This window comes from Niveispirillum fermenti, from assembly GCF_052474395.1.
Genome location: NZ_CP156681.1, coordinates 2544524 through 2569967, shown reverse-complemented (window position 1 = coordinate 2569967; position 25444 = coordinate 2544524). Strand labels below are relative to the sequence as shown.

Annotated in this window: 27 protein-coding genes; 7 read left to right on the top strand and 20 right to left on the bottom strand. The window is 64.8% G+C overall.

The window, feature by feature from the left end:
- Positions 1 to 93 precede the first annotated feature (93 nt).
- The 4 genes from ABC728_RS23120 to ABC728_RS23105 all read right to left on the bottom strand — a co-directional run bounded on the left by ABC728_RS23120 (position 94) and on the right by ABC728_RS23105 (position 3216).
- Positions 94 to 1248, bottom strand: coding sequence for a site-specific integrase (locus tag ABC728_RS23120; RefSeq protein ID WP_416620365.1), 1155 nt, complete (start codon positions 1246 to 1248; stop codon positions 94 to 96).
- Positions 1249 to 1416: 168 nt separating this feature from the next.
- Entirely contained in the window at positions 1417 to 1668 is a 252-nt protein-coding gene (locus ABC728_RS23115) for an AbrB/MazE/SpoVT family DNA-binding domain-containing protein (RefSeq protein ID WP_416620366.1), read from the bottom strand.
- A gap of 409 nt (positions 1669 to 2077) precedes the next feature.
- Complete coding sequence (locus tag ABC728_RS23110; RefSeq protein WP_416620367.1) at positions 2078 to 2821, bottom strand: substrate-binding periplasmic protein; 744 nt, start codon at positions 2819 to 2821, stop codon at positions 2078 to 2080.
- An 86-nt stretch (positions 2822 to 2907) separates the two neighbouring features.
- Positions 2908 to 3216, bottom strand: coding sequence for a hypothetical protein (locus ABC728_RS23105; protein ID WP_416620368.1), 309 nt, complete (start codon positions 3214 to 3216; stop codon positions 2908 to 2910).
- Between the two features lie 146 nt (positions 3217 to 3362).
- Here ABC728_RS23105 and ABC728_RS23100 point away from each other — a divergent pair, with 146 nt between their 5' ends.
- Together ABC728_RS23100 and ABC728_RS23095 are read left to right on the top strand one after the other, a co-directional pair.
- Entirely contained in the window at positions 3363 to 4256 is an 894-nt protein-coding gene (locus ABC728_RS23100; protein WP_416620369.1) for a dienelactone hydrolase family protein, read from the top strand.
- Between the two features lie 107 nt (positions 4257 to 4363).
- Positions 4364 to 5341 carry an aspartate carbamoyltransferase catalytic subunit gene (locus ABC728_RS23095; protein WP_416620370.1) on the top strand — a complete coding sequence of 326 codons (978 nt, stop codon included), beginning with the start codon at positions 4364 to 4366 and terminating at the stop codon, positions 5339 to 5341.
- 28 nt (positions 5342 to 5369) lie between these two features.
- On the opposite strand, the gene ABC728_RS23090 is transcribed toward ABC728_RS23095, so the two are convergent.
- From ABC728_RS23090 to ABC728_RS23070, 5 genes are all read right to left on the bottom strand, one after another.
- Positions 5370 to 6986: a peptide chain release factor 3 gene (locus ABC728_RS23090; protein ID WP_416620371.1), complete on the bottom strand. Its 1617-nt coding sequence runs from the start codon at positions 6984 to 6986 to the stop codon at positions 5370 to 5372.
- A gap of 115 nt (positions 6987 to 7101) precedes the next feature.
- Positions 7102 to 8550 carry an NTP transferase domain-containing protein gene (locus tag ABC728_RS23085; RefSeq protein ID WP_445376513.1) on the bottom strand — a complete coding sequence of 483 codons (1449 nt, stop codon included), beginning with the start codon at positions 8548 to 8550 and terminating at the stop codon, positions 7102 to 7104.
- 151 nt (positions 8551 to 8701) lie between these two features.
- On the bottom strand, positions 8702 to 9412 hold the full coding sequence (locus ABC728_RS23080; RefSeq protein ID WP_416620374.1) for an XdhC family protein: 711 nt from the start codon (positions 9410 to 9412) through the stop codon (positions 8702 to 8704).
- The gene (locus ABC728_RS23075) at positions 9409 to 9741 is read right to left on the bottom strand and encodes an XdhC family protein (protein WP_416620375.1); all 333 of its coding nucleotides are present in this window, start codon (positions 9739 to 9741) and stop codon (positions 9409 to 9411) included. Before ABC728_RS23075 ends, ABC728_RS23080 begins: the two co-directional genes overlap by 4 nt.
- Before the next feature lie 69 nt (positions 9742 to 9810).
- Positions 9811 to 10263, bottom strand: a complete 453-nt coding sequence (locus ABC728_RS23070) for an SRPBCC family protein (protein ID WP_416620376.1) — start codon at positions 10261 to 10263, stop codon at positions 9811 to 9813.
- 236 nt (positions 10264 to 10499) lie between these two features.
- On the opposite strand from ABC728_RS23070, the gene ABC728_RS23065 reads away from it, so the two are divergent.
- The 5 genes from ABC728_RS23065 to ABC728_RS23045 all read left to right on the top strand — a co-directional run bounded on the left by ABC728_RS23065 (position 10500) and on the right by ABC728_RS23045 (position 14532).
- Positions 10500 to 11714 (top strand): ABC transporter ATP-binding protein, encoded by a 1215-nt coding sequence (locus ABC728_RS23065; protein ID WP_416620377.1) that lies wholly within the window; start codon positions 10500 to 10502, stop codon positions 11712 to 11714.
- 97 nt (positions 11715 to 11811) lie between these two features.
- The gene (gene tatA, locus ABC728_RS23060) at positions 11812 to 12030 is read left to right on the top strand and encodes a twin-arginine translocase TatA/TatE family subunit (protein ID WP_416620378.1); all 219 of its coding nucleotides are present in this window, start codon (positions 11812 to 11814) and stop codon (positions 12028 to 12030) included.
- Positions 12031 to 12036: 6 nt separating this feature from the next.
- The gene (gene tatB, locus ABC728_RS23055; RefSeq protein ID WP_416620379.1) at positions 12037 to 12663 is read left to right on the top strand and encodes a Sec-independent protein translocase protein TatB; all 627 of its coding nucleotides are present in this window, start codon (positions 12037 to 12039) and stop codon (positions 12661 to 12663) included.
- Positions 12660 to 13460, top strand: coding sequence for a twin-arginine translocase subunit TatC (gene tatC / locus ABC728_RS23050; RefSeq protein ID WP_416620380.1), 801 nt, complete (start codon positions 12660 to 12662; stop codon positions 13458 to 13460). The genes tatB and tatC overlap by 4 nt, the downstream gene beginning before the upstream one ends.
- A 325-nt stretch (positions 13461 to 13785) precedes the next feature.
- Positions 13786 to 14532 carry a DUF2189 domain-containing protein gene (locus tag ABC728_RS23045; protein WP_416620381.1) on the top strand — a complete coding sequence of 249 codons (747 nt, stop codon included), beginning with the start codon at positions 13786 to 13788 and terminating at the stop codon, positions 14530 to 14532.
- Positions 14533 to 14597: 65 nt separating this feature from the next.
- Here ABC728_RS23045 and ABC728_RS23040 read toward each other — a convergent pair whose 3' ends face one another.
- From ABC728_RS23040 to ABC728_RS22990, 11 genes are all read right to left on the bottom strand, one after another.
- Positions 14598 to 14915, bottom strand: coding sequence for a 2Fe-2S iron-sulfur cluster-binding protein (locus ABC728_RS23040; RefSeq protein WP_416620382.1), 318 nt, complete (start codon positions 14913 to 14915; stop codon positions 14598 to 14600).
- A 42-nt stretch (positions 14916 to 14957) separates the two neighbouring features.
- Positions 14958 to 15758: an enoyl-CoA hydratase/isomerase family protein gene (locus ABC728_RS23035; RefSeq protein WP_416620383.1), complete on the bottom strand. Its 801-nt coding sequence runs from the start codon at positions 15756 to 15758 to the stop codon at positions 14958 to 14960.
- A gap of 5 nt (positions 15759 to 15763) precedes the next feature.
- Entirely contained in the window at positions 15764 to 16921 is a 1158-nt protein-coding gene (locus ABC728_RS23030) for a cytochrome P450 (protein ID WP_416620384.1), read from the bottom strand.
- A gap of 66 nt (positions 16922 to 16987) precedes the next feature.
- Positions 16988 to 18388, bottom strand: coding sequence for a sulfatase-like hydrolase/transferase (locus ABC728_RS23025; RefSeq protein WP_416620385.1), 1401 nt, complete (start codon positions 18386 to 18388; stop codon positions 16988 to 16990).
- A gap of 20 nt (positions 18389 to 18408) precedes the next feature.
- The gene (locus ABC728_RS23020) at positions 18409 to 20580 is read right to left on the bottom strand and encodes a TonB-dependent receptor (RefSeq protein WP_416620386.1); all 2172 of its coding nucleotides are present in this window, start codon (positions 20578 to 20580) and stop codon (positions 18409 to 18411) included.
- Between the two features lie 303 nt (positions 20581 to 20883).
- Positions 20884 to 21564, bottom strand: coding sequence for a TetR/AcrR family transcriptional regulator (locus ABC728_RS23015; protein WP_416620387.1), 681 nt, complete (start codon positions 21562 to 21564; stop codon positions 20884 to 20886).
- A gap of 83 nt (positions 21565 to 21647) precedes the next feature.
- Positions 21648 to 22313, bottom strand: coding sequence for an RraA family protein (locus ABC728_RS23010; protein WP_416620388.1), 666 nt, complete (start codon positions 22311 to 22313; stop codon positions 21648 to 21650).
- Complete coding sequence (locus tag ABC728_RS23005) at positions 22306 to 22983, bottom strand: RraA family protein (protein WP_416620389.1); 678 nt, start codon at positions 22981 to 22983, stop codon at positions 22306 to 22308. The genes ABC728_RS23010 and ABC728_RS23005 overlap by 8 nt, the downstream gene beginning before the upstream one ends.
- Complete coding sequence (locus ABC728_RS23000) at positions 22976 to 23377, bottom strand: RidA family protein (protein ID WP_416620390.1); 402 nt, start codon at positions 23375 to 23377, stop codon at positions 22976 to 22978. Before ABC728_RS23000 ends, ABC728_RS23005 begins: the two co-directional genes overlap by 8 nt.
- Before the next feature lie 17 nt (positions 23378 to 23394).
- Positions 23395 to 24414, bottom strand: a complete 1020-nt coding sequence (locus ABC728_RS22995; RefSeq protein WP_416620391.1) for a DODA-type extradiol aromatic ring-opening family dioxygenase — start codon at positions 24412 to 24414, stop codon at positions 23395 to 23397.
- Positions 24407 to 25441, bottom strand: coding sequence for an amidohydrolase family protein (locus tag ABC728_RS22990; RefSeq protein WP_416620392.1), 1035 nt, complete (start codon positions 25439 to 25441; stop codon positions 24407 to 24409). The genes ABC728_RS22995 and ABC728_RS22990 overlap by 8 nt, the downstream gene beginning before the upstream one ends.
- Between the last annotated feature and the right edge of the window lie 3 nt (positions 25442 to 25444).

Here is a 25444-nt window from a genome sequence, read left to right as displayed (position 1 = left end):
AGTAGTCATCATGGTAGCGCAGGGCAGAGGGAAGGGGCGGCAGAACCTGCAAGACTGACCCTACGCGGTCCAACAGTTGGTTGGGCAGACCGGTCATGGGGGCACTCCGTCGATGGTTCGGATCGTCTCGACGAACGTGTCATAGCTGTCTTCCCAGACCTCCTGGAGACTGGTCTCAAAGTATGACCGGGCGTAGTGCCGCGGCATCTCGGATGTGGGCGACCAGCCGAAGAAAACGCGAAGTTTCTCGATTGCGGTATCCATGTCGTCTCCCTGGCCGCGGTAGCGTGCAAGCCGGTAGACTGCGCAGGTGTGTCGCAGATCATGCGCCGTTACACTGGTTTTGCCACGGTTAGCCAGTGCCTTGCGGGAACGATCCGACAGAGCGGAACTCACCTGCTCAAAAATACTGGTCGCGGAGCGGATGGCGAGTGGCTTGCCTTGCTGCGAGGAAAACAGAAAGGGATGCAACGCCTTGAACCGATGGTTGACCGCGACACGATCTGCCAGGGCGACGATCACCTTGGAAACCGGCAGCTGACGTCGAGAATGTTTGGTTTTCAGGCTCGGGGCGTCAAACCGGCTATCTTCATCGAGGGTCTCGTCGACATTCATCCAATAATGGGTCAAGCCAGATGTTGGATCGTAATCCTCCTTCACCGCATTGACTGGCAGAATCAGAACTTCGCCCCGGCGAAGCCCAAGGTGCAAAAAGACGAGGAAAATCAGAAAATTACGCCATCTTAGATCCTCCGATCGGAACGGATTGTCAGGTGAGGCTGGCGCGAACAGGCGGTGGAGATCCTCAATTACGACCGCAGGCAATGCCCTAATTGGTGCTGCTGGTTTTGGATGCGTCGGCGCAATCTGGGAATATAGCCTGTCCAGACGCACCAGATTGGCGTCGATCGCGCCCATCCGTTGATCGGCAACGGGCCCCATATGCGTCATGACGTCCTGGACGAACATCAAAGCGTACTTCCACGTTGCTGCTCGATCTGCACCATCGACAGCGCTGCTGTTTCGCAACGACGTCAAAAACCCTGACAAAGCCGCTTCAACACCACGGAAGTCCTGCCTGGCAAGCATGCAGTCTAGGCAATCTTCGCCGGACTGATTGATGACAGACTGATAAAGGCGCTCGACGGCGGCGAGATAGACACTCCGTGTGCCATCTTCGATTCCGGCCTTCAGCACGTCCGCCCAGATCGTCGCCCAATAGCGGGGCAGCCCGAGCGCGTCTACCAAGATATAGCCGCGGAGCGATGACGGAACTGCGGGATGTCGAAGTCTGAGTCTTGCCATAGGTAAATATGGTCGCACAAAACACAAACATCGCAACGTTTAAGTTCTAATTACCCGTAGTGGTCCGTGGGGATGCAGGATTTCAGAAATGGAAAGCAGAGCATCCGAAGGCTAGTCTCTCCATTCAACGATCTCCGCACCAACTGGCTTATCCAAGAAATACTCGTCATGCTGATTTTCAGGCCGCATCTGCGCCACGAGCTCCTCCAGGCTGAAACGCTGTTGCACAGGCGTAACTCTCAAGCCTGTCGGGGATGCGGCTATTTCCACCGGTGTTCCTTCCTTCAAATTCATTTCCTGCACAATGGCCGCAGGAATCTGAATGGCATAGCTATCCCCAAGTTTGATAACGGTCGCGCGCATTTCCATCTCCGTTAGACCACCCGCCCAAGTCTACAAGCCCAGCCTAACGGCTGGGTCCGGTCGCGGTTTACAACACCGTGCGGCGACGACCGGTCCCGGCGCGCTTGCGTCGCTGAGGCGCCGCGCGCCGGTTTTCGGTCGCGCATGCTAACCATCATGAGCACTATGAGTATCCATGTCCACGGCGTGTCCGAACATGGCAATATCTTCATGCCGTTTACGTAATAGGCCGATTGCGCTGATCAGGTGATCAGATCACCCAGAACGCAACACTTTTAAAATTGCCTTAAATTTCCATAATACACATTATCAATCTTTCCCGTTTGGGCGACACCCGTTTGGGTGAGGTGGATTCTATTCTGAAGTGCGACTCTTCTTTATAATCAGACGGTTAATCTGCACCCGTCTATCATGGCTCAATGCCGGGTAGCCCGAGATAGGGCCGGAAGGCTGGGTCGACGTCCTGCGGAAGGCGGATGGAAGCTGTGGCGATCAGCAGTTCAGCCTCACCGATCGGGCCGCTTCGTGGCACGCCCACTGTGATGTTGAAACGGTAGGCATGCCCCTTGATGGCCATATCCTGATTGTGGCCTGCGAAATAATGGAACGTGTATTCCGGTACGATCCCATAGGCCATGCGGCCATACTGGATGAGGCGGAAAACATTTTCTTCCGACCGGACATCGCGTCGGGCCGACCGTCCGCTGGCAAAAGCCATGTCCACCCGTTCCCCGTAATCGGAGCCGATGACAGTCGCGACTTCCCGCGGAATGGCGCATTCTTCGCAGACCGGTTCGGCGTCGCGTGCTGCGATGAAGACATTGTCGGCACTGTAGAGGCGCCGGCCGAACCACATCTCTTCCGGATAGGGATACCAGTTGGGGGAGACATGGCAAAGCATGTCCGCTTCCCCTGCCCGCATCAGTTCAGGCACGCGCTTGGGCGGTGCCACGCGAACACTGGCGCCGTAACCCAGGCGGGCGGCAACCTTCCGGCACAGATCAACGGTCAGGCCTGTCGGCTCCGCCTCCCCTTCCAGTTGGATGAGATAGGGCGGCGGCAGGCTTTCGGACATCAGCAGCCGCAGGACATCACCGGCCGCCGCCGCCGGCACTAACACCGAAAAGGCTGTCAGCAGCCAGACGCACGCCATGGCTGCTGCACGACCGGTTGGGGATGATGAGGCGACAGGCGTCCGCCGTGTCATTGCGATCGAGCCCGGATACATGCAGCCAGGCTTCAGATGCGTCGGCCGCCGGGGCGGGTCGCGGGAGACGGCTTGGCATAGGCCTTGGCCGCCGCGTCCGGCTTGCGCAAATTCTCCATCAGTGCCATGGCGAACCGGCCGCCATCGTTGCGGGCGCGCAGGAAGCTGGCCACCACCTCACGCGCGGCATCCTTGTCATAGGGCACCTGGTCGGGCGGCACGGTGCGGGCCGCCTCCGCCGCCTGGGCGGCGCGCTCGGCCCTGGCCAGCACATCGGGATCGATGCGGCGGCGGATGGCGCGGATCTGGCGCAACAGCTCTGATTTCGCGTCGGCGGTCATGTTGTGTTCCGCGGGAAGTCCAATGCCACAATGCGCGCAACCGGCATCGGACGGCAAGCCCAATCGGCCTAATGACCGGTTGCGTAACCGTTCCCATGTCCTATCCTGCCTGCCCATTGCCAGCCATGGATCACGGGAGGAGCCCGATGGAGCGTATCCACGCCGAAGCCCAGTGTCTTCTGTCGCCGCTGAACCCCACCCTTACAAGACGGATATTCGCCATGACCACCCTGGCCAGTGGCTTCGCCCTGTCCACGCTGCCGGTTTCCGCGCAGACCATCACCACACCGGCCGATGGGCTGGCGGCGGGAGAAGTCGCCATTCCCGTCGCCGACGGCAGCCTGCCGGCCTATCGTGCCAAGCCGGCGGGCCAGGGCCCCTTCCCCATCATACTGGTCATCCAGGAGATCTTCGGGGTCCATGAATATATCAAGGATGTCTGTCGCCGCTTCGCCCGGGAAGGCTATCTGGCTGTGGCGCCGGAAATGTTCGCGCGACAGGGCAATGCCGCCGCCTATACCGATACCGCCAAGCTGATTGCCGACATTGTCAGCAAGGTGCCGGACGCGCAGGTCATGGCCGACCTGGACGCTGCCGTCGCCTGGGCGGCCGGGCAGGATGGTGGCGATGCTTCCCGCCTGGGCGTCACCGGCTTCTGCTGGGGTGGTCGCGCCACCTGGCTTTATGCTGCCCACAGCCCGGACGTGAAGGCGGGCGTAGCCTGGTACGGCCGGCTGGCGACGCCTGCCACGGCATTGCAAACCATGGTGCCGGTGGAACTGACCGACCGGATCAAGGCCCCGGTTCTGGGCCTTTACGGCGAAAAGGATGGCGGCATCCCCGTGGAGGATGTGGAAAAGATGCGCGCAGCCCTGGCCGCTGCCGGCAAGACAGAAAGCCATATCCACCTTTACCCGGAAGGCCCGCACGGCTTCCATGCCGATTATCGCCCCAGCTACCGGCCGGAGATGGCGGCCGATGGCTGGAAGCGCTGCCTGGAATGGTTCCGTGCCAATGGGGTGGCCGGCAAAGCGGGCTGAACCCCGCGCCATTCATGCCGGACCGGTCTTTCTGACGCTTGCCAGGGGCGGGGCGTGCCACCATAGTCCCGCCCCGCCGATCCACGCCGCCGGAGAGCATGTTACCCATGGCCGCCCATCCGCATGACATCGATGCCCGCGCCGACCGCTTCAACCATCGCCACCTTCTGGGTATCGAGGGATTGACGGCGCCGGAGATCAATTTGCTGCTGGACACGGCCGACCGCTATGTCGAGCAGAATCGCTCCGCCAACAAGGTCAACGGCAAGCTGGCCGGCAAGACGATCGTCAACCTGTTCTTCGAGAATTCGACGCGCACGCGCACCAGCTTCGAACTGGCCGCGCGGCGGCTGGGTGCCGATGCCATCAACATGGCAGTGGATGGCAGCTCGGTGAAGAAGGGCGAGACCCTGATCGACACGGCCACGACCCTGAACGCCATGCACCTGGATGCGCTGGTCGTGCGCCACCAGGATTCGGGGGCGCCGAAGCTTCTGGCCGACAAGGTGAACTGCGCGGTGATCAATGCCGGGGACGGCCAGCACGAGCATCCGACCCAGGCCTTGCTGGACGCCCTGACCATCCGGCGCAACCTGGGCACCCTGAAGGGCCTGACCGTGGCGATCTGCGGGGACATCCTGCACAGCCGCGTGGCGCGGTCCAATATCCACCTGCTGAACATCATGGGCGCCCATGTCCGCGTTGTCGCCCCCCCCACATTGCTGCCGGGTGCCGTCGACCGGATGGGGGCGGAGGTGCATCACAGCATGAAGACGGGCCTGAAGGATGCGGACATCGTCATGATGCTGCGCCTGCAGCTTGAACGCATGCAGGGGCAGTTCCTGCCCAGCCAGCGGGAATATTTCCGCTTTTTCGGGCTGGATTACGACAAGCTGGCGCTGGCCAAGCCCGGCGCACTGATCATGCATCCCGGTCCCATGAACCGCGGCGTGGAGATCGACAGCCTTGTGGCCGACGATATCCACCGTTCCGTGATCCTTCAGCAGGTTGAACTGGGCGTGGCCGTGCGCATGGCCTGCCTGGACCTGCTGACCAGTGACGGTGCCGCTGCAAAGGCGGCCTGATGCGGCCGGATGGTCCGGTGGCTGCGCGTCAGGCAGCCACCGTGGTGACGGTCTTGTTCTGCTCGCGCGTCTTCAGGAAACGCAGCGCGGGAAAATCCTCCTGCGCGCGGTTCAACTGCCAGCCGTTGCGGGCCAGATAGACCAGCGCGCCATCATGATCCTCCGCGATGTCGGCGCGGCGGCTGTCGATGAATGCCTTCAGCGCCACCGGATCGTCGCTTTCCACCCAGCGGGCGGCGTCATAGCCGGCGGTTTCGAACCGCGCCTTCATGCCATACTCAGCCTCGATCCGGGCGGCCAGTACCTCGAACTGGAGCTGTCCGACAACGCCGACCACCCAGTCGGCGCCGATGACGGGCTTGAACACCTGTGAAGCCCCCTCCTCCGCGAAATGCTCAAGCGCCTTGCGCAGGTGCTTGACCTTCATCGGATCGTCCAGGCGCACGCGCTGCAACAGTTCCGGCGCGAAGCTGGGTACACCGGTATAGCGCAGATCCTCCCCCTCGGTCAGCGTGTCGCCGATGCGCAGGGTGCCGTGGTTGGGAATGCCGATGATATCGCCGGGAAACGCATCCTCGGCCAGTTCCCGGTCGCGGGCCAGGAACAGCACGGCGTTGTTGACCGCCAGCAGCTTGCCGGATCGCATATGCTTCAGCTTGGTGCCGCGCTTGAAATGGCCCGAGCACAGGCGGAAAAAGGCGATGCGGTCGCGATGGTTGGGGTCCATGTTGGCCTGCACCTTGAACACGAAGCCCGTGACCTTGCCCTCCGCCGGGTCCACTGCGCGGCCATCAGCCTTTTGCGGGCGCGGTGGCGGTGCGTACTCGGCCAGGCCCAGCAGCAATTCCCGCACACCGAAATTATTGATGGCGGACCCGAAAAAGACCGGGGTCTGGTGACCCTCCCGATAGGTTTCCAGATCGAAGGGCGGACACAGTTCGCGCACCATGGCCACATCCTCGCGCAGCTTGGCGGCCTGGTCAGCGGGGATCAACTCATCGATCCGGGGATCATCGACGCCATGGCATTCGATGCCGTCGGTGGCCACGTCGCCAGACCGGCGATCCATCAGGATCAACCGATCGCGGATCAGGTCGTAGCAGCCGCGGAAATCGGAACCGGAGCCGATGGGCCAGGAGGCCGGCGTGACCTCAAGCTGCAGGTCGCGCTCCACCTCATCCATCAGTTCGAATGGATCGCGGGCTTCTCGGTCCATCTTGTTGACGAAGGTGATGATGGGCACGTCGCGCATGCGGCACACCTCGAACAGCTTGCGCGTCTGCGCCTCGATGCCCTTGGCGGCGTCGATCACCATGACGGCGCTGTCCACGGCGGTCAGCGTGCGATAGGTGTCCTCGGAGAAATCCTCGTGGCCCGGCGTGTCCACCAGGTTGAAGGTCCGGTCGGCATAATCGAAATTCATCACCGATGCGGTGACGGAGATGCCGCGTTCCCGTTCCACCTTCATCCAGTCCGAACGCGCACGCCGCTGTTCCCCGCGGGCCTTCACGGCGCCGGCCATCTGGATGGCGCCGCCGAACAGCAGCAGCTTTTCCGTCAGCGTCGTCTTGCCCGCGTCGGGGTGCGCGATGATGGCGAAGGTGCGGCGCTTGGCGACTTGCGCTTCAAGGATGTTGGCGGGCATGGGGTATACTCTGCACGGGGAAACCGACGGGATCAGCCGCCTCAATACCTGATTTGGGCCCCCAGCAGGACGGAAACTTTTGCAGGCGACCTGTGAAGCGGCACTTTCGGGGCGGTTACAGGCCCGCCAGCGCCTCCGGCGTGTCGACATCCAGCAGGATGCCCTCGTCCTCCACCGCCACCTCGCACAGGGCGGCGGCATGGCGGATCAGCAGGGAACGGGCCCCCGTATCGCCTGTCAGAGCCTGCATTTCCGGGAGAAAGGACCGGTCCCACAGAATGGGGTTGCCGCGCCGCCCGCCGCAAGTGGGCACGATGATGGCCCGCCCATCCTCCGGCGAAAAGGCGGCCACCAGACGGTCTATGGTGGCGGACCCGATGCGGGGCATGTCACCCAGCAGCACCAGAACGCCATCGATATCGTCGGACAAGGCTGCCAGCCCGGCCTTCAGGGTGGCCGACAGGCCCTGTCCATGGTCGGGCGCGTGGGTGAAATCCACGCCTGTTCCTTCCAGCGCGGTACGGACCTCTGCGGCCTGATGGCCGGTCGCCACGCTTACGGCACAGAGCTGGGCGCCCATTGCTGCTTCCACCACATGCCGGACCAGGGGCTTGCCCCGCCAGGGACGCAGCAGCTTGTTGCCCTCTCCCCCCATGCGCCGGCCGAACCCGCCGGCCAGCACAAGGCCGGCGATGCGCGGTGCGCGGGGTGTGGATGTTGCCATGGCGCGCGGCAGGGGCCGGCCCGGCATCTCCGCCAGCAATCCGCCAACACCCATGGCCATGATGGCGGCGGCATCGACGGGCAGGCCGGCCCCCAGCCTTTGCAGCACCCAGTCAACGCCGTTCAGCTTTGGCGAACGTGCGCAGCCGGGCAGGCCCAGCACGGGCCGCCCGTTCAGTTCCCCCAGCAGCAGAAGGTTGCCCGGATCGACGGGCATGCCGAAATGCCGGACCGTGCCCCCCACCCTTTCCAATGCTGCGGGGATCACGTCCCGACGGTCGGTGATGGCCGATGCACCGATGACCAGTACCAGATCGCCTTCCGCCTCACGCAGGGCGCTGGCAAGCGCCCCCACTTCATGCGGGACACGCATCTGTTGCGCCAGATCCGCCTCGATCCCCGCCAGCCTGTCGCGCGTCACCTGAACACTCTTGTCCAGCACTGCCGGTTTCGTGCCCGGCAGCATGGTCTGTATCAGGCTGGCCGACAAGCCGGCCCAGGGGGCCACACCGACCGGCCCGGCACCCGCCAGCATCCATTCCAGGGCCGAAACGATGGCTTCGGGCACGGCGAAGGGAATGATCTTGATGGTGGCCAGCATCTGCCCGGTGCGGACGGGTGTGAAGGGGGGCAGGGTGGCGATGGTCACCGCCTCATCGGTGCGGTTCAGGGCATGGATCGTCGCGGCATCGATGGTCGCCAGCCCATCTTGGGCAGCAAACAGGTTGACCCGGCCCGTATAGGCGGCACTGATCGTCAGATGAGGTCCAGCCAGCCGGGCGGCGATGCGTGTCGCGGCCGCATCCTCCGTGATGTCACCCGCATCGAGGCGCGCCACCATAATCGTTTCGATTCCGGATTGTATTAGCCTTTCGATGTCTTCCCGGCCCAGGACACGCCCCTTGGCAAATCGGCCGGCGGCATGGTGGACAGCATGGGCCAGAATGGCGCCTTCGGCCTCGGCCACGGCAAGGGACCCGAACCACATCGGCTCAACCTGCCCTGTGCTTGGGGCCGCGCAGGGCCAGGGTCATTTCCGCCAGGATCGATACCGCGATTTCCCCCGGCGTCACGGCACCGGTGTCCAGCCCGACGGGACCATGGATGCGGGTCAGGGCATCATCAGCCAGCCCCTGCGCCCGCAGCCGCTCCAGCCGGGCCGCGTGGCTTTTGCGGCTGCCCAGGGCACCGATATAAAAGGCCGGGCCGGCCAGCGCGCGGACCAGGGCCGGATCATCGAACTTCGGATCGTGCGACAGGGTGACGATGGCCGTTCGCGCGTCCGGTGCCAGCATGTCCAACGCCTCATCCGGCCATTCCAGCACCAGGCGTGTGTCGGGAAAGCGTTCCGGCGTGGCAAAGCTGCGACGTGGATCGATCACCGTGACATCATAGCCGGCCAGCCTTGCCGCCGGCGCCAGCGCCTGTGCCAGATGCACCGCGCCGACGATCAGCAGGCGCGATGGCGGGGGAAAGATATTGATGAAGAAACGGCCATCGTAGAATTCCACGATGCCACGGCGGTCACGCCGGATGGCATCCAGCACGCCGGGCAGGAATTCCTCCTCCAGCCCGGCATCGCCTTGCTGGCGGCCATCGGCGCCGACCAGGGTCTGGAAGCCCGTTCCCAGGTCGGTGACCAGCGCCACGGGCCGGCGATCGGCCTGAGCCCGGCGCAATGCTTCCAGAATGCGCCGCTTCATGCCAGGGGCTCCAGATAGACATCCAGCTTCCCGCCACAGGCCAGCCCCACTTCCCACGCCATGTCATTGCTGATGCCGAAGGACAGGATGCGTGGCTCCCCCTCCTCCACCACCTTCACGGCTTCCAGCGCAACGGCACCTTCGATACAGCCGCCGGAAACGGAACCGGCCATGGCACCGTCGGTCGTGACGGCCATCAGGCTGCCCACCGGTCGTGGGGCCGATCCCCATGTGGCGATGACGGATGCCAGCGCCACGCGCGATCCGGTAGCCAGCCATTCTGCGGCCTGGGCAAGGATGGCGGCGCTGTCGTCGGGTTCAGGGGACATGGGGGCTGTTCTCAGGGCGGGACCAGGGTTTCACATAGGCAGCCGGATATGGATTTGCCAGAGGCCGTCCTATGCCGGGTCGTCGGCCATGGCCTGGGCGAAGGCCGCGAAGAAATCATCGGCCAGCTTGCGGGCCGCCCCCTGGACCAGGCGGGACCCGATCTGCGCCAGCTTTCCGCCCACTGTCGCCTCGGCGGTGTATTTCAGCAGCGTGCCGCCGTCACCGGTATCTTCCAGCGTGACCAGCGCGCCGCCCTTGCCGAAGCCGGCGGCCCCGCCCTGCCCTTCGCCCGTGATGCGGTAGCCGTTGGGGGCGTCGATATCGGACAAGGTGACGCGGCCGGCGAACCGGGCGCTGACGGGGCCGATCTTCACCTTCACCTTGGCCGCCAGTTCGGTGTCCGACAGCCTTTCCAGTTCCTCGCAGCCCGGAATGCAGCGATGCAGCATGCCTGTATCGTTCAGGGCCGCCCACACCGCGGCACGTCCGGCCGGAAGTCGGTATTCGCCAGCCATATCCATGGGATGCTTCCGTTCCTGTCGTCTTCACTGCGGCGCACAGTGCCACAAACCCGGTGCAGAAGGGAAACCCCGCTGATCGGACCCGCACCGGACGGGCCGGAACGACCACATGACGGGCAGGCAGTTAATAACGGTTTGCAAAGAGGGTGGCGGCATCCTAAGTATGACCCATCACTTTTGGGCCCCTTGCGGGCGACGCCTCACGGGGCGACGATGGAAAGAAAGCGTCGGCCAGGATGGATACGACGATCAGCGACAGGACAAGCGGGGCCGGGGTCCCGCCGCCGCGCAGCGATGAGAAGGACGGGGGACGGACCGGCCACGGGCCGCACGGCCGCCCGCCGCCGCTGGACGCCGCCAGCCCGCATCATCCGCCCGTCGCCCTGCCGGCACTGTCCCTGGACAAGGTGACACATCATTATGGGGCCAAGCGCGCCCTGGATGATGTTTCTGTATCGATCGCGCCGGGGGAGATCGTCTGTCTGGTCGGGCCTTCCGGCTGCGGCAAATCCACCCTGCTGCGGCTGGCGGCCGGGCTGGAGATCCTGCAGGACGGCGCCGTGGCCATCGGCGGCCAGATGATCGCCCGGCCGGGCCAGTCCCTGCCGCCGGAGCGGCGCGGTATCGGGCTGGTCTTCCAGGATTATGCCCTGTTCCCGCATCTGACCGTGCTGGACAATGTGCGGTTCGGCCTGAACCGCCTGCCCGCCGCCGACCGGACCGGGCGCGCCATGGCCGCGCTGGAACAGGTGGGGATGGAAGCCTATGCCAAGGCCTATCCGCATGCCCTGTCGGGTGGGCAACAGCAGCGCGTGGCGCTGGCCCGGGCCATGGCGCCACGCCCGTCCGTGCTGTTGCTGGACGAGCCTTTTTCAGGGCTGGACACGCGGCTGCGGGAAAGCGTGCGCGACGAAACGCTGCATGTGCTGAAGCGCAGCGGTGCGGCCACCATGATCGTGACCCACGATCCGGAAGAGGCCATGTTCCTGGCCGACCGCATCGTCCTGCTGCGTGACGGCCGGCTGGTGCAGGTGGGCTCGCCGACGGCGCTTTACACAAAGCCCGTCGACGCTTTTGCCGCCAGTTTCTTCGGCGAGGTGAACGTGCTGGAGGGACGGGTGTGCCGGGGCCGGGTCGATACGCCTGTCGGCAGCCTGCCGGCCCCGCGCATGGGGGAAGGCCAGGCGGTGGAGGTGCTGATCCGCCCGGAGGCACTGCGCCTGGCCTTGACAGGAGAGGACGAGGGTGCAGCCAGCGTGCCCAACCTGGCACAGGTGGAGGCGTCGCGCCTGCTGGGCCGCACCAGTCTGGTGCATCTGCGGGTCACGGACCGGGAAGGCCGGTCCCATCACCTGCACGCCCGCGCGCCGGGTCATTTCCTGCCAGCGGATGGCAGCCATGTGTCCGTCATGCTGGAGCCGCGGCAGGCTTTCGTCTTTGCTCGGCCATGACAGCCGGCCCGATTGCGGCAGTGTTTCGTTTCTGCCATGATCCCGCGCCTTTCGGCCGGGCCCCGGTCTTGCCGTGTCGCATGAGGTGGAGTGATCCATGGGTGGATTGAACGTCTGGGAAATCCTGGTGATCCTTGTGATCATCCTGATCATTTTCGGCGCCGGCAAGCTGCCGAAGGTCATGGGCGACCTGGGGCGGGGCATCCGCAGCTTCAAATCCGGCATGTCGGACCCGGAAGGTGACGTGGCCAGGGATCGTCCGGCCTCATCGCCACCGGCCCCGGTCCGGATCGACGAAACGACGACCAAGGTCTGATCGGACATGTTTGATATCGCCTGGTCGGAATTTCTGATCATTGCCGTGGTGGCGCTGGTCGTCATCGGTCCGAAGGACCTGCCCAAGGCGCTCAGCACCTTGGGCAAATGGATCGCGCGGGCCCGGTCCATGGCCCGCGACTTCCAGAACAATGTCGACGACATGGTCCGTCAGGCCGAACTGGAGGACCTGCGCAAGCAGGTGCAGCAGGCCCGGAACTTCAACCTGAACGACGAACTGGAGAAGAGCATCGATCCCGACGGCGGCCTGCGCAAGTCGCTGACGGTGGACGACTTCACCAGCCCGGCCAAGGGTGATGCCCCCCAGCCCGCAACAACCTCCACCGAGGCCATCGGCGCGCGCACGCCGGCAAGCGGAGCGGCGGTGGATACGGCAAGCGGAGCGGCGATGCATACGGCAAGCGGAGCGGCGATGCATATGGCAAGCGGAGCGGCGATGGACAGGTCAAGCGGAGCGGCGGCTAATATTTCAAGTGAGGCGGCGGCGGATATGGCCAGCATCGCGTCGCCGCTGCCACCGATGCCCCGTGATGAGCCATCCCCGGACACGCACACACAGCCGGCCCCCGCCCCCATTGCATCGCCGGACCCCACCAAGGATAAGCAACCTTGAGCGAACCCACCGAACAGGATGAACTGGACGCCGGCAAGATGCCGCTGCTCGAACATCTGATCGAGTTGCGGAACCGGTTGATGTGGAGCCTGGGCGCCCTGTTCCTGGCGTTCATCGCGTGCTTTGCCGTGGCCGACCATATCTATCAGTTCCTGATGCATCCGCTGGTCCAGGCGCTGGGCGTGAAAGCCAATGAACGGCGCATGATCTTCACGGCACCGCAGGAATTCTTCCTGACGCAGATGAAGGTGGCGTTCTGGGCCGGGACGATGGTGGCCTTCCCCATCATCGCCTCGCAATTCTGGAAGTTCGTGGCGCCTGGCCTTTACAAGCATGAACGCCGGGCATTCCTGCCCTTCCTGGTGGCCACGCCCGTGCTGTTCCTGCTGGGGGCGGCGCTGGTCTATTTCTTCATCATGCCGATGGCGCTGAAATTCTTCTTCAGCTTCGAGGCGGAGGCAACGGCCACGACCCTGGCTGTGCAGGCCGAGACACGGGTGGCCGATTACCTGTCATTGATCATGGCGCTGATCTTCGCCTTCGGGCTGGCGTTCCAGCTGCCCGTGGCGCTGACCCTGATGGCCCGCGTCGGGCTGGTGACGGCAGACGGGCTGGCGTCAAAGCGGCGCTATGCCATCGTCGGCGTGTTCATCGCCGCTGCCATCCTCACGCCGCCCGATGTGATCAGCCAGATCGGCTTGGCCGTTCCCTTGCTGCTGCTCTACGAGGTGTCGGTGTTCATGGCCCGGCGGATCGAGAAGAAGCGCGCCGAACAGGAAGCCGCCCTGGAAACCTGACACGGCGAAGCATGGTAGCCGGTGGTTTCGCGCCGACGTATTTTTCCGTGCAGGGATGGGTGTTGGTGCTATAATTTGTCGCACCTGGTTCGACCGATCGCCCACCGATCATCCGTTGCGCGATGGATAATGGCGCCATCGCGGCCCCCTGCCGGGCTTCCCGGCCGAACCGTCCCGCCGGCCCTTCCGCCGTGGCACATGACTGCCCGGACCGGGATCATTGGGCCGGCCTGTCGGGAGGGTCGACGCGATGGCTTACCGGATGGCCGCCGATCGGGCGGTACTGAATACGGACCGATCCCTGAATCAGGATCGCTCCCTGTCTATGCCGGGCATCCGGCGCATTGGCGTGCAGGACCTGATGCAGGCCCTGTCGCTGGGCGTGCAGGATTTCATGGCCGCACCCACGCAGCTTCTGTTCCTTGGCATGATCTATCCGCTGGTCGGGGTGCTGGCCGCCGCCACCGCGGCCCAGGCCGACCTGTTCCCCCTGCTCTACCCGGCGCTGGCCGGCATTTCCATCATGGGGCCGCTGGCGGCGCTGGGGATGTACGAGTTGAGCCGGCAACGGGAACTTGGCGCCGACGTAACCTGGCGCAATGCGCTGGACGTGCGGCATTCGCGGTCGCTCTGGTCCATCGCGTGGCTGGGGGCCGTGCTGCTGGCGGTATTCATCGCCTGGCTGGCCGTGGCGGAAAGCATTCATGCGGCGACGATGGCCACTCTGCCCCATGCCGGCATGGCCGATTTCATCGCCAATCTGCTGAGCACGCGCGAAGGCTGGACGATGATCATCGCCGGCAATGGTGCCGGCCTGCTGTTCGCGATGCTGGTCCTGACGCTGACCGTCGTATCCTTCCCCATGATGCTGGACCGTGACGTGGGCATGCTTGATGCCATCGTCACCTCGTTCAGGGCCGTGTGGCACAATCCGTTTCCCATGGCCATCTGGGGACTGATGGTGGCTGGATTGCTGCTGCTGGGCAGTCTGCCGCTGTTCGTCGGCCTGGCCTTCATCATGCCGATCCTGGGGCACGCCACCTGGCATCTTTACCGGCGTATGGTGGTCTGACGGCAACCGGCATCATATAATCGCACCGGCGATCGTTCAGTTCGCCGGCGGGATCAGTGTCGAGATCAGTCCTCCGGTGCGATGGTGACGCGCATGCCGTTCAGGGCCGTGTCGAAGCGGACCTGACAGGACAGGCGTGACGTCACCCGCCGTTCCGCCGCGCAGTCCAGCAGGTCGCCCTCGTCCGTTTCAACCGGCGGCAACCGGTCGATATGGGCAGGATCGATATAGACATGGCAGGTGGCGCAGGAACAGGAACCACCGCAGAGGGCCTGCATTTCATCGATACCGCTGTCACGCACGATTTCCATGACAGACAGGCCGGCCTCGGCTTCCACGGCACGTTCCCGGCCGTCGCGGGTGATGATGATAAGGGTGGGCATGATAGATCGACTTCCCCTAAATTAAGGTCTTGCACGCTCTTTTCAGACGGCGGTGAAATCCGGCAGGCGTTTGGCGAGGAAGGCGGCAACCCCTTCCCGTCCGTGGGCCGTTCGCGCGCTGGCCGAAATGGCGCGGGCTTCGGCGTCCAGATGGGCCTCCAGCGGCTGGCTGGCATCCAGCAGCAGGCCACGCATGCGCCCCAGGGCCCCGGTGGCGCAGGAGGACAGGGTCCGGGCCTGTTCCAGGGCTGCGGCTTCCAGATCGTCTTCCGTCAGGATGCGCGTGGCCAGACCGATGCCGACCGCTTCCTCCGCCGTCAGGGCGCGGTTGGCCAGCAGGATTTCCTGAGCCCGCCGCAACCCGACCAGCCGCGGCAGCAGCCAGGACAAGCCGCCATCGGGTGTATAGCCCAGGGCGCCATAGGCCGGGATGAAGCGGGCGCGGGCCGATGCCAGCACGATGTCGCCCGCCATGGCCAGGCTGAACCCCGCCCCCGCGGCCGGGCCATTGACGGCGACCACCAGTGGTTTCGGCATGCGCAGCAAGCGGATGATCGCGGCATGCAGGCAGGCCGTCACCTCCTTCAGATAGGCGCCGATGCCGTCACCGGCCACCGCGAACTCATGGATGTCGCCGCCGGCGCAGAACAGGCGCCCACGGCCCGTCAGCAGCACGCAGCGCACGGTTTCATCCTCGTCCGCCGCGATGGCTGCCCGCATCAGGGCCCGCGCCATGGCTAGGCTGATCCCGTTTCCCGCCTGCGGCCGGTCCAGCACCAGCCGCAGCACCGCCCCATCCCGTTCCACCAGCAGGGGAACGGGCTGTTCCGCCTCGCCGCCCATGCCGGTCACCAGGACAGGGGCAGATTGGCGAAGCCGCGCACCATGATGTGACGCACGCGGGTGGCACGCGCGATATCCAGTTCATATTCGCCCAGGAACGGCATCAACTCGCGCATCACTTCCTTCAGGATGGTGCGGGCGGCATTCGCCCCCGCGCAGAAATGCGGCCCCATGCCGAAGCCGAAATGACGCACGCGCGCCCGGCCGATATCGAACCTGTCGGGATCGGGGATCACCCGCTCGTCACGGTTGGCCGAAGCGTAGAACACCACCGCCCGGCTGTCGGCCGGGATGCGCGTGCCATCGATCTCCACCTCCTGCACGATCTGCCGGGCGAAACACTGGGTGGAGGTGTCCCAACGCACGGACTCCTCGATCGCCGCGGAGATGCGGCCGGGGTCCTCCAGCATTATCCGCCGCTGGTCCGGATGACACCAGAGCGCATGGATGAGGTTGGGGAAGAAATGGCCGATGGAGGCGTTGCCCGCCATCAGCACGGTGGAGACGTTGGCCACGATCTCCTCGTCGCTCAAGGGGGCCCCATCCTCCTTCGCATCCAGCAGGACGGAGATCAGATCGTCGCCGCGCTCCTGGCGCCGGTTATCCAACTGATCGCGCAGGAAGGCGGCGATGTCCTGGAAGGTTTCCGGTGCCAGGACCGACCCGAAGGGCCCGTCATCCTGATGGAACAGCCCCTTGGTCAGTTCGGTGGCCCGCACGGCGGCATCGGCATCCAGGCCCAGCATGCGCCCCAGCGCGCCGAACAGCACCGGCTGGCTGATGTCGGCGATGAAATCACACTCCCGCCTGTCGGACAGGACCGCCATGCGCTCTGCCAGTTCGGCCCGGATGCCGGGCAGCATGGCCTCGATCCGGGCATTGCCCAGCCCGCGCTGGATGATACGCCGCAATTCGTCATGGCGCGGCGGGTCGATGGACCCCAGGGTCTTGCCGACCCGCGTCGGGCTGTCCTGCACGACATTGCCATGGGCGGACGAAAAGACGGGATAGTCGGTAACGGCCCGCTCAACTCCCGAATAGCGGGTGATCAGCCACAGGCCGCTGTCCGGGTCCTGATATACAGGCGCCTCGTCCCGCAACCGGCGATAGGTGGGGTATGGATCGGCGATGAAGGCCGGATCGGCGGGGTCGAACATGAACATCGTCATCATCTCCCTGTAGGGTGCGGAGCGATTGCCGGACGGCCGGAACCGCTTCCAAGCCGGCTCTTACGGCCGGTCCATCGCATACGCGCCGGCATCATAGCTGTAGGTGGTTTCGGTATAGGGCAGCATGGTGCCGTTCCATTCGTGGAACCGCTTTTTCAGGTCGGCGGTGATGGCGGATTCCACAGCCAGCCGGTCGGCCCGTTCCCGTTCGTCTGCCGACAGGTCGAACAGGGCCTCGCGCGTGCCGCGACGCAGATATTTCCAGTCGCCATGACGCACGGCCACCTGCTCCCCCTGCTTGTGGCGCCAGAAAAGGGTGCGCGGGATATCCGGTTCCGCAGCGGTCAGCACGGGCAGCAGGTCGATCCCGTCCCATTCCCCCGCCCCGCCATCCGGCGCCCCGGCGGCGGCCAGCAGCGTGGGCAGCCAGTCCATGCTGGCGGCCACCTGCCGGCTGGTGCCGGCCGCCTTGATGCGGCCGGGCCAGGAAACCAGACAGGGCACGCGGATGCCCCCTTCCAGCAATTCACCCTTCATGCCGATCAGGGGCCAGACATCGGAGAAACGCTCCCCCCCATTGTCACTGGTGAAGATGACGATACTGTCATCGGCCAGCCCTGCCTGCCGCAGCGCGTCCATCACCCGCCCGACCCCACGGTCCAGGCTGTCCAGCATGGCGGCATAGGTGGCGAGGCTGCCGCCATCATGATGGCGTATGTCCGTGAGCGTCCGGGCCACCGCCTCATCCTCCGGCCCCTCCCAGGGCCAGTGCGGGGCGGTGTAATGCAGGCTGAGGAAAAGGGGCTGTCCGGCTGTCGCGGCGGCCTGCACCTCCGCCACGGCCCGGTCGGTCAGCAGATCGGTCAGGTAACCGGCATCACCGGACCGCACATCCCCGTCGAACAGCCCGTCTTCCCCCTTTGCCGGCGTGCCATAGGCCAGATGGGTGAAATAGTCCGCCCCACCCTTCTTGATGCCGTAGAAATGCTGGTAGCCGGTTTCCAGCGGACCGGGGAACGGCGCTTCTCCCAGATGCCACTTCCCGACCAGTGTGGTCCGGTACCCACGGGCGGCCAGAAGTCCGGGCAGGCTGGCGATGCCGGATGGCAGACCCACCTGCGCCCTTGTCAGCGGTTCCTCCAGCCCCAGCGGCAGGCGGTACTGGTACCGGCCGGTTAGCAGGGCCAACCGGGTCGGCGAACAGACGCATGAATTGGCATAGGCCTGCGTCAGACGGACCCCACCGGCGGCGATGGCATCGATATGCGGGGTCGGAACGATACGCCCGCCATAGCAGCCGATATCGGCATAGCCGAGATCGTCCGCCATGATGAAGATGATGTTCGGTGGGCGGCGGTCCGTTGCCGCCACCACGTTCCAGCCCGGCATCGCGGTGGCGGCCAGGGCGGCGGCACCCCCCAGCCATTGCCGGCGGCTGATCCCTTCATCGGACGGGCGCATGCTTCCCTTATCCCCTATTGTCAATGCCGGATGGAGACCTGCAGGCCGATGGTCCGCGACGGGTCGGTGGAGATGATGGCCGCCCCGGCCTGGGCGAAGGCGTTGTAACCATAATTCACCACACGCCGATCCGTCAGGTTCTTGCCCACCAGCGCCAGTTCGATACCCGACGGATCATGCGCAACGCCGACACGCAGGTTCATCTTGGCATAGCTGCCGGATGTCGGGATGACGGCGTTGGCCAGGTCGATGATATGCTGACGGGTGCGGAATTCCACCAGCGCATTGGCGTTCAGGGAATAGTGGTCGTCCAGCGCCGTGTCATAATTGACCTGCACCGTGCCGGTCAGCTTTGGGGCGAAGGGGATGCCGCCGATCGAATTGGCCGGCAGCGCCCCACGCTTTTCAACGTCGGCATAGGTGACGCTGGTGGCAAAGGACAGGTCCGGGGTCAGGGCCAGGTTCAGTTCGGCATCCACGCCGCGCGACTGGATCTGGTCATTGCGGACCACGAAGCCAGCACCCGTATTGATGGCGATCTGGTAATCGGAAATGCGGGTCTGGAACAGGGCGACGTTGAACACGGTGCCGCGTCCGAAGCTGAACTTGCCACCCAGTTCGACCGTCTTGGCCCCTTCATCACCGAACTCGGCCGTGGCGATCGTGCTGGGCGACGCCTGGAAGCCGCCACCCTTGCTGCCCGTGGCATAGGATGCATAAAGCATGGCATCCGGCGTCAGCTTGTAGCTGAGCGAGGTGGAGTAATCGACGAAATCATCCTTGCGGCTCATCCGCGTCGGCACAAAGGCGGGATAGGCCGCCGTCGCCAGCAGCCCGGGCCGCACGATGGTGCGCGTGTAATCGACCCGCTTCTTCTGGTTGTCGCTGCGCAGGCCCAGCGTCAGGTCCAGAGCGTCGGTGACGGCATAATTCACCTGGCCGAACAGTGAAATCGCCTCCGTCTTGTATTCCTGGTTGGTGGCCACGGCGCCGTTCAACGGCGTCCCGACCTGGGGCAGGACATCCAGGTAATCGAAGTTCCCCCATTTGTCATGGTAGTAATAGGCACCGGCGATGTAGCTGAACCGCTCATATTCGGGGGAGGTCAGGCGCAGTTCCTGGCCGAAGCTCTCATTATGCTCGGTCGCGCCGCGCAGCACGGGCGCCTGGCGCACACCCGCCGGGTTGATCAGACGCTTCATGTCATATTCGGCATAACCGGTGACGGCCGTCAACGTGTGGTCGCCCAGCGCCAGATTGATGGTCGAGTTGGTGCGCCAGCCCTGGGTATAATCGAAAATCTTCTCGAAACCCGGACGTACGGTCCCACGGCTGACATCACGGATGGCGGCGGTGAAGGCCGGGTCGCCGTACATGGCGGCAGTTTCGGCCAGCCGGCCCAGCGTGTCCGCCCCGGCATAGAAGGTCTGGCCATCGCGGTCGATCCAATGCGCCTGGGCTGACACGGTCCAGTCCAGCACGTCGTTGGGCTCCCACCGTGCCGTGGCGCGGATGGCCTTGCGGTTGCTGGACTGTTCGTCCTGCCCCGTCAGCGCATTGCGTATCCAGCCGCCCTCGTCGGCGAACTGGCCCGCCACGCGGATGGCGAAACTGTCATTGACGGGCAGGTTCACCGCGGCATTCAGAATGTCGGAACCCAGTTCGAATTCATGCATGTAGCTGGCTTCATAGCCGAACTGCGAACCGGGCTTCTTCGTGGTCAGGGTCAGCGCGCCAACGGACGTGTTCTTGCCCAGGATGGCTGCCTGCGTGCCCTTGACGATCTCCACCCGTTCCACATCGAACAGGGCGGCGGCATAGTCGCGGGCATGGCCGGCAAACACGCCATCGACGAACAGGCCGATGGTCTGCTCGAAACTGTCATTGGAGGAACTGGTGCCCAGCCCGCGCACGACGGGATTGATCGTGCCGCCCGGTGCCGACTGCATGCGGATGCCCGGCACGACCTGGGTGATCTGGTCCAGAGACACGATGGCAGTGCGCGCCAGCGCCTCACCCTGCACGACGGTGACCGATGCCGGCACCTCCTGCAGGGGCTGAGACCGTTTCAGCGCCGTCACGATGATCTCTTCCAGCACGGCCTGACCGGCCGCGCTCTGTTCCTGGGCCAGGGCTCCCTGGCTGGTGCTGGCCAGCAGGCCGACCAGAATCACACGCGAAAATCCGCGCATCACTTTCCTCCCCATTTTCGTTTGAACAGCGCCCGCATCGGCGCCGGATGTTTCTTGGCCCATCGCATCGGGCACAGGCTTTATTTATTCCAAGTGGACTAAATAGTAAAGCCCATTGTGCCGTTTGGTGAATAATTTTGCCTACGATGGGATGCCAGACAGCAGACGGGCAAAAGGGTTCGCGCCAGGGGATTTCCCCAGGGCGGCGGTTGTTTGCGGATGGATCGCTCGGCAGCGGTCAGCCGCCGCCCGCTGGTCCGGAACCCGGTGGTGAAACGGCGGTGGGGGACGGTATTGTCCCGCTCACACGCTGCGGCGACCCTTCTTTTCTGGCAGGTCGCGGAAAAACAGGGCCAGGCAGCGTTCGACATGACTGTCGATGAAGGCCGGTTCCAGCGGTGAGCGGCCCAGGATGCGGGTCACTTCCGCCGATTGCATGAAGATACGGGTGGCCGCGCCGATGAACAGATAATGCAGGTGATGGGCGTCGCCTTCCACGAACTGTCCCTTGGCCTGGCAGGACCGGATCAGGTCGGCGACCAGATCGAAATAGCCCTTCAGGTAATCGGTGACCATCGCATCCAGTTGCGGGCTCGCCTCGCTGGACGAATGGGTCATCAGGCGGTGGACATTGAGGTTTTCCGCGCTGTAACGCACGAAATCCTCAAGCACCAGCCGCAGTTTGATGACATCATCCACCCCGTGCAGGCCCGCCAGCCTGTCGCGCTGCTTGGTGGTGAAGGCCCGGACCGTGCGGTCCATCGCCGCCTGCCACAGGCCTTCCTTGCCATTGAAATGATAGGTGACAAGGGTGTGCTTGGCGTCCGCGGCATCGGCCATGGCCCGGGTCGATGCAGCCTCGAACCCGCGCGCCGCGAATTCGACGATTGCGGCTTCGATGATCCGTTCCCGCGTGTCGATGGCGCGCTGTTGCTGCCGGCGGCGCGGGGGTTTGGCTTCTGGCGTCTGGGTCTCGGTCGACATGACCCTATCTATACGGGATCAAAGGGTTTTCGCCAGTCCATTCTATGTCTGCCAGCCTCCGCCCCGCGCCGGGGCCCGATCGCTCAATGCTGTGCCGCCGCGCGGGTCTGAAGGCTGTGATAGTTGGCGGCGCGGCGCGCTTCGTCCAGGCGCATGCCGCCGGCCACGGCCGTGCGGATACGGTCCTCGGCCGCTTCGATCTCCTCTGCGATGGCCAGCACGGCGACCAGCTTGTCAGCGGGTATGGCGATGACGCCGTCCGCGTCACCTACCAGCCAGTCGCCTGGCGCCACACGAACGCCCGCGACCTGCACCGGCACGTTGTAGGCGTCCGCCGTGACGCGGTCCTTACCGGTGCGCATCGTATTGCCGCGGGCAAAGACGGGATAGCCCAGTTCCACGCAGCGGTCGCTGTCACGGCAGACCCCGTCAATGACGGTGCCGGCGACGCCCTTGGCATGGGCCACGAAGGTCAGGATGTCGCCCCAGACCGTCTGATCCGGGCGTCCGTCATTGTCGATGACCACGACAGTGCCGGGGGCCACCTCGTCGATATAATCGCCGACCACGCCGCCCGTCAGGCCCACAGGCAGCATGCGGATGGTGAAGGCCGGGCCGGCAAAGCGCATGGTGCGGGCCACGGGCATGATGCCCACGGCCTGACCTTCGATACCCAACCTGTCCAGCGCATCCGACAAGGCCGTGACACCGGCCTTTTTCAGCCGTTCGACCAGTTGCGGATCAGTCATCCTGCTTCTCCGTTCGTTTCAGCATGTCTTCGTAATTGGCCCCCATCACCTGGCCGATGGGCACGCCGGCATCGATAGCGCGGGCCATCAGGGTTTCGCGCGCCAGGATGTCCTCGGCCACGGCGATAACCTGTTCCAGCCTGGCGGCGGGAATGAAGACCACGCCGCTGCCATCGGCGACCAGCCAGTCGCCCGGCGACACGGCCAGCCCCGCGATGGTGATGGGGCAATTGTAATCATGTTCGGCCACCCGGCCGCGCGCCGTGACCGGCACGGCGGCGCGGGCGAAGACGGGCAGGCCCAGGTCGCGGCTTTCATCCACGTCGCGACAGGCGCCGTCGACGATCACCGCCGCTACGCCCTTGCCGACCGCGCCCCGGCTCAACAGCCCGCCCCAGCCCGACACATCGGTCCGGCCACGATGTTCCACGACGATGATGTCGCCCGGTTCCGCCGCCATCACCGCGCCGGCACCCAGATGCCGTTTCGGAAGGGCCGGCAGCGGCGCGCCCAGCTTTACCGTCACGGCCCGGCCGGCAATGCGACGGCCCGGCAGGGTCAGGGGCGACAACCCGCTGACAGCACCCGTCAGGCCCAGCTTGTCCAGGGCATCCGACACGGTGCAACTGTCGAAGTGCTGCAGCCGCTTCACGATTCCCGCATCAGCCATTGTCGGTCACCATCGCGATGGCGTCGCACTGCACCAGCATGTTGGCGGGCAGATGCTCATAGGTCAGGGTGTGCCGTGCGGGGCGGCTTTCCGGGTCCGGGAAGGCCTTCAGCCATTCGGCATTCACGGCGGCCCGTGCTTCGGGCACCTTGGCATAGATGGTCATGCGGGCGATATCCCCCATGCCCGCCCCGGCCGCGGCCAGGACCCGCTGCAACTGCCAGAACATCAGCCTGGCCTGCGCCGCGACGTCATCGGGTAATTTGCCTGTATCCGGGTCCAGGCCATAGATGCCGCCCGTCGCCACCAGCCCGCCAACGCGCGATGCGGCGGGGATGGGCTGGGCGCCATGATTGAAACCATCGACATTGATGCTGCGCCTTGCACTGCTCATTGCTTCCCCCCTTTCTCTCATGCGCCAGGGTTGCCGGCCGGGGATGCTCCCCAGGCCGCGAAACCGACGCCGATGCCGGTTCCGGCCGGCGTGCGCCGGATGGGTTCATATTCGGTCCAGGACAGCGGCAGATGGTCGGCCGCACCCGCCGTCATCACCCAGTTCAAAATCTCCGAGGAGCCGGAATTGAGCGCTTCGGGCGGAATGGACCGCAGCAAATCCCCGGCACCCGGCTCCAGGCCCGCCAGAACGCGGCGGTCCAGTTCCTCATCCACCACGAAATGCGACAGGCCGCCCGACGCCACCACGGCCACCCGCGCGTCGGACGGGCTGTCCTCGATCGCGCTGCGCAGCAGGCGCCCGATATCGAACGCGCGCGCCGCCGTCATGACATTGGGCGGGAAATAGGTATTCAGCAGGACGGGCAGCATGGGGATGGCACGGTCCCGGAACAGCCGCTCGGCCACGAAGCCGAAGGCATGGCCGAACCCGGCCTTTACCGGATCATCCACCTTCGACGCAGCACCGATATCGACATGCCGGCGGATCAGCCCGGTGATGACCTCGCGGGCCAGCTCCGGCGCTCCGGGAAAGCGATGGACGCGGTCCATGGCATAACCTCGGGCCATCTGATGCATCCAGGCCGGCTTGTCGTCACGCCCCCAGACATCGTTGGTGGCGATCTCCGCCCCGTAATAGACCGAGATGGCCGGCGTGTTCGACAGGGGGAACAGTTCCCCCTGATCATCACCGATGACCATGACGATGTCCGGCGCGGCGGTCAGCAAGGCGTCGGCCAGCCTGTCCAGCCCGGCCTGACAGCGCACGGCCGCACTCTCGAACGCCTGCGGGGTGGCGATGGCCGCATAGGCATCGCCGCGCTCTGCCTGCAACTGGGCATAGGATACGAAGCGCCCGTCCGACAGGTTCAGCTTGTCATTGGACAGGTCGGCCTGCGCCCGGTGCTGCCATTCGCCCCAGTCGATGGTCAGCAGGGGGCTGTGCGAGGCGGCAAGCCCCAGAACGATCTCAGCCATGACCGGTCTCCGGCAGGCCCCGGAACAGGCGCCTGGCATTGCCCTCGAATATCTTGTGGCGATCCTGGTCCGTCAGGAAGCCCATGGCCTCGATATCGGGCTTCATATCGTCATAGGAACGACCGGTATCGGGATTGATCTGGCTGCCGCTGCCGATGCGTTCGGTTCCAAAACAGACATTGTCCGTGCCCACCACCTTCAGCAAAAGTTCCACCGACAGGGGGGAGTGCAGGCAGGTGTCGAAATGGAAGGCGCGCAGCGCATCGTCGAAGCTGCCCGGCGCCTCCGACAGCTTGCCCTGCACCCCATCCTTGCCCAGGTCGGGGAAGGCGCCGCGTTCGGCACGCCAGCGCCCGACCTGGTAGGGAACGGAGCCGCCGCCATGCGCCACAATGATCTTCAGCTTGGGGAAGCGCTGCATCACCCCGGCCTTGATCATGGACAGGAGCGCAATCGAATGCTCGGTGATGAAATGGTTGGCATAGGTTTCCCGCCCGTTGCAGCAGGAGCAGGCATGGATCAGCGCAGGCACATCATGCTCGCACATCTTCTCATAGAGCGGATACCAGTAGGGATCGCCCATGGGCGGCACATATCCCGTCCCCTCCGCCGGATCGGGATTGATCAGGATGGAGTTGAAGCCCAGTTCCCTGATGCAGCGTTCCATCTCCGGGAAGACCCGCTCGATGGGTTCGCCCGGCACCTGCGGCAAGCCGGCCATGCCTGCGAACCGGGTCGGAGCCAGGCGCACCTGCTGGGCGATGGCGTTGTTGGTCCAGCGGGTCCAGATATCGACAAGCCGGCTTCCGCGCGAATGCAGCATGGTGAAGGGCCGGGGCGAGACCATCTGGAAGTCGGTGCCCACCATATCCAGCGCCTTGAACAGGGTCTGGAGATAGTCAAGATACCGGTCGTCGGAGATTTTCGGCTCCATTCCGGAATAATGCCCGTCGCTGCCGACCAGCATCATGCCGCCGGCATTGAATTCCGGTGGTGCCCAGAGATGGGAGTGGACGTCGATGATCACGGA

What these genes read in the sequence shown, in the direction of transcription:
- ABC728_RS23115 (WP_416620366.1), bottom strand. Translation starts at nt 1,668, where the DNA reads ATGCGCGCGACCGTTATCAAACTTGGGGATAGCTATGCCATTCAGATT.
- ABC728_RS23110 (WP_416620367.1), bottom strand. Translation starts at nt 2,821, where the DNA reads ATGGCGTGCGTCTGGCTGCTGACAGCCTTTTCGGTGTTAGTGCCGGCG.
- ABC728_RS23105 (WP_416620368.1), bottom strand. Translation starts at nt 3,216, where the DNA reads ATGACCGCCGACGCGAAATCAGAGCTGTTGCGCCAGATCCGCGCCATC.
- ABC728_RS23100 (WP_416620369.1), top strand. Translation starts at nt 3,363, where the DNA reads ATGGAGCGTATCCACGCCGAAGCCCAGTGTCTTCTGTCGCCGCTGAAC.
- ABC728_RS23095 (WP_416620370.1), top strand. Translation starts at nt 4,364, where the DNA reads ATGGCCGCCCATCCGCATGACATCGATGCCCGCGCCGACCGCTTCAAC.
- ABC728_RS23090 (WP_416620371.1), bottom strand. Translation starts at nt 6,986, where the DNA reads ATGCCCGCCAACATCCTTGAAGCGCAAGTCGCCAAGCGCCGCACCTTC.
- ABC728_RS23085 (WP_445376513.1), bottom strand. Translation starts at nt 8,550, where the DNA reads ATGGTGGCGCGCCTCGATGCGGGTGACATCACGGAGGATGCGGCCGCG.
- ABC728_RS23080 (WP_416620374.1), bottom strand. Translation starts at nt 9,412, where the DNA reads ATGAAGCGGCGCATTCTGGAAGCATTGCGCCGGGCTCAGGCCGATCGC.
- ABC728_RS23075 (WP_416620375.1), bottom strand. Translation starts at nt 9,741, where the DNA reads ATGTCCCCTGAACCCGACGACAGCGCCGCCATCCTTGCCCAGGCCGCA.
- ABC728_RS23070 (WP_416620376.1), bottom strand. Translation starts at nt 10,263, where the DNA reads ATGGATATGGCTGGCGAATACCGACTTCCGGCCGGACGTGCCGCGGTG.
- ABC728_RS23065 (WP_416620377.1), top strand. Translation starts at nt 10,500, where the DNA reads ATGGATACGACGATCAGCGACAGGACAAGCGGGGCCGGGGTCCCGCCG.
- tatA (WP_416620378.1), top strand. Translation starts at nt 11,812, where the DNA reads ATGGGTGGATTGAACGTCTGGGAAATCCTGGTGATCCTTGTGATCATC.
- tatB (WP_416620379.1), top strand. Translation starts at nt 12,037, where the DNA reads ATGTTTGATATCGCCTGGTCGGAATTTCTGATCATTGCCGTGGTGGCG.
- ABC728_RS23045 (WP_416620381.1), top strand. Translation starts at nt 13,786, where the DNA reads ATGCCGGGCATCCGGCGCATTGGCGTGCAGGACCTGATGCAGGCCCTG.
- ABC728_RS23040 (WP_416620382.1), bottom strand. Translation starts at nt 14,915, where the DNA reads ATGCCCACCCTTATCATCATCACCCGCGACGGCCGGGAACGTGCCGTG.
- ABC728_RS23035 (WP_416620383.1), bottom strand. Translation starts at nt 15,758, where the DNA reads ATGGGCGGCGAGGCGGAACAGCCCGTTCCCCTGCTGGTGGAACGGGAT.
- ABC728_RS23030 (WP_416620384.1), bottom strand. Translation starts at nt 16,921, where the DNA reads ATGTTCATGTTCGACCCCGCCGATCCGGCCTTCATCGCCGATCCATAC.
- ABC728_RS23025 (WP_416620385.1), bottom strand. Translation starts at nt 18,388, where the DNA reads ATGCGCCCGTCCGATGAAGGGATCAGCCGCCGGCAATGGCTGGGGGGT.
- ABC728_RS23020 (WP_416620386.1), bottom strand. Translation starts at nt 20,580, where the DNA reads ATGCGCGGATTTTCGCGTGTGATTCTGGTCGGCCTGCTGGCCAGCACC.
- ABC728_RS23015 (WP_416620387.1), bottom strand. Translation starts at nt 21,564, where the DNA reads ATGTCGACCGAGACCCAGACGCCAGAAGCCAAACCCCCGCGCCGCCGG.
- ABC728_RS23010 (WP_416620388.1), bottom strand. Translation starts at nt 22,313, where the DNA reads ATGACTGATCCGCAACTGGTCGAACGGCTGAAAAAGGCCGGTGTCACG.
- ABC728_RS23005 (WP_416620389.1), bottom strand. Translation starts at nt 22,983, where the DNA reads ATGGCTGATGCGGGAATCGTGAAGCGGCTGCAGCACTTCGACAGTTGC.
- ABC728_RS23000 (WP_416620390.1), bottom strand. Translation starts at nt 23,377, where the DNA reads ATGAGCAGTGCAAGGCGCAGCATCAATGTCGATGGTTTCAATCATGGC.
- ABC728_RS22995 (WP_416620391.1), bottom strand. Translation starts at nt 24,414, where the DNA reads ATGGCTGAGATCGTTCTGGGGCTTGCCGCCTCGCACAGCCCCCTGCTG.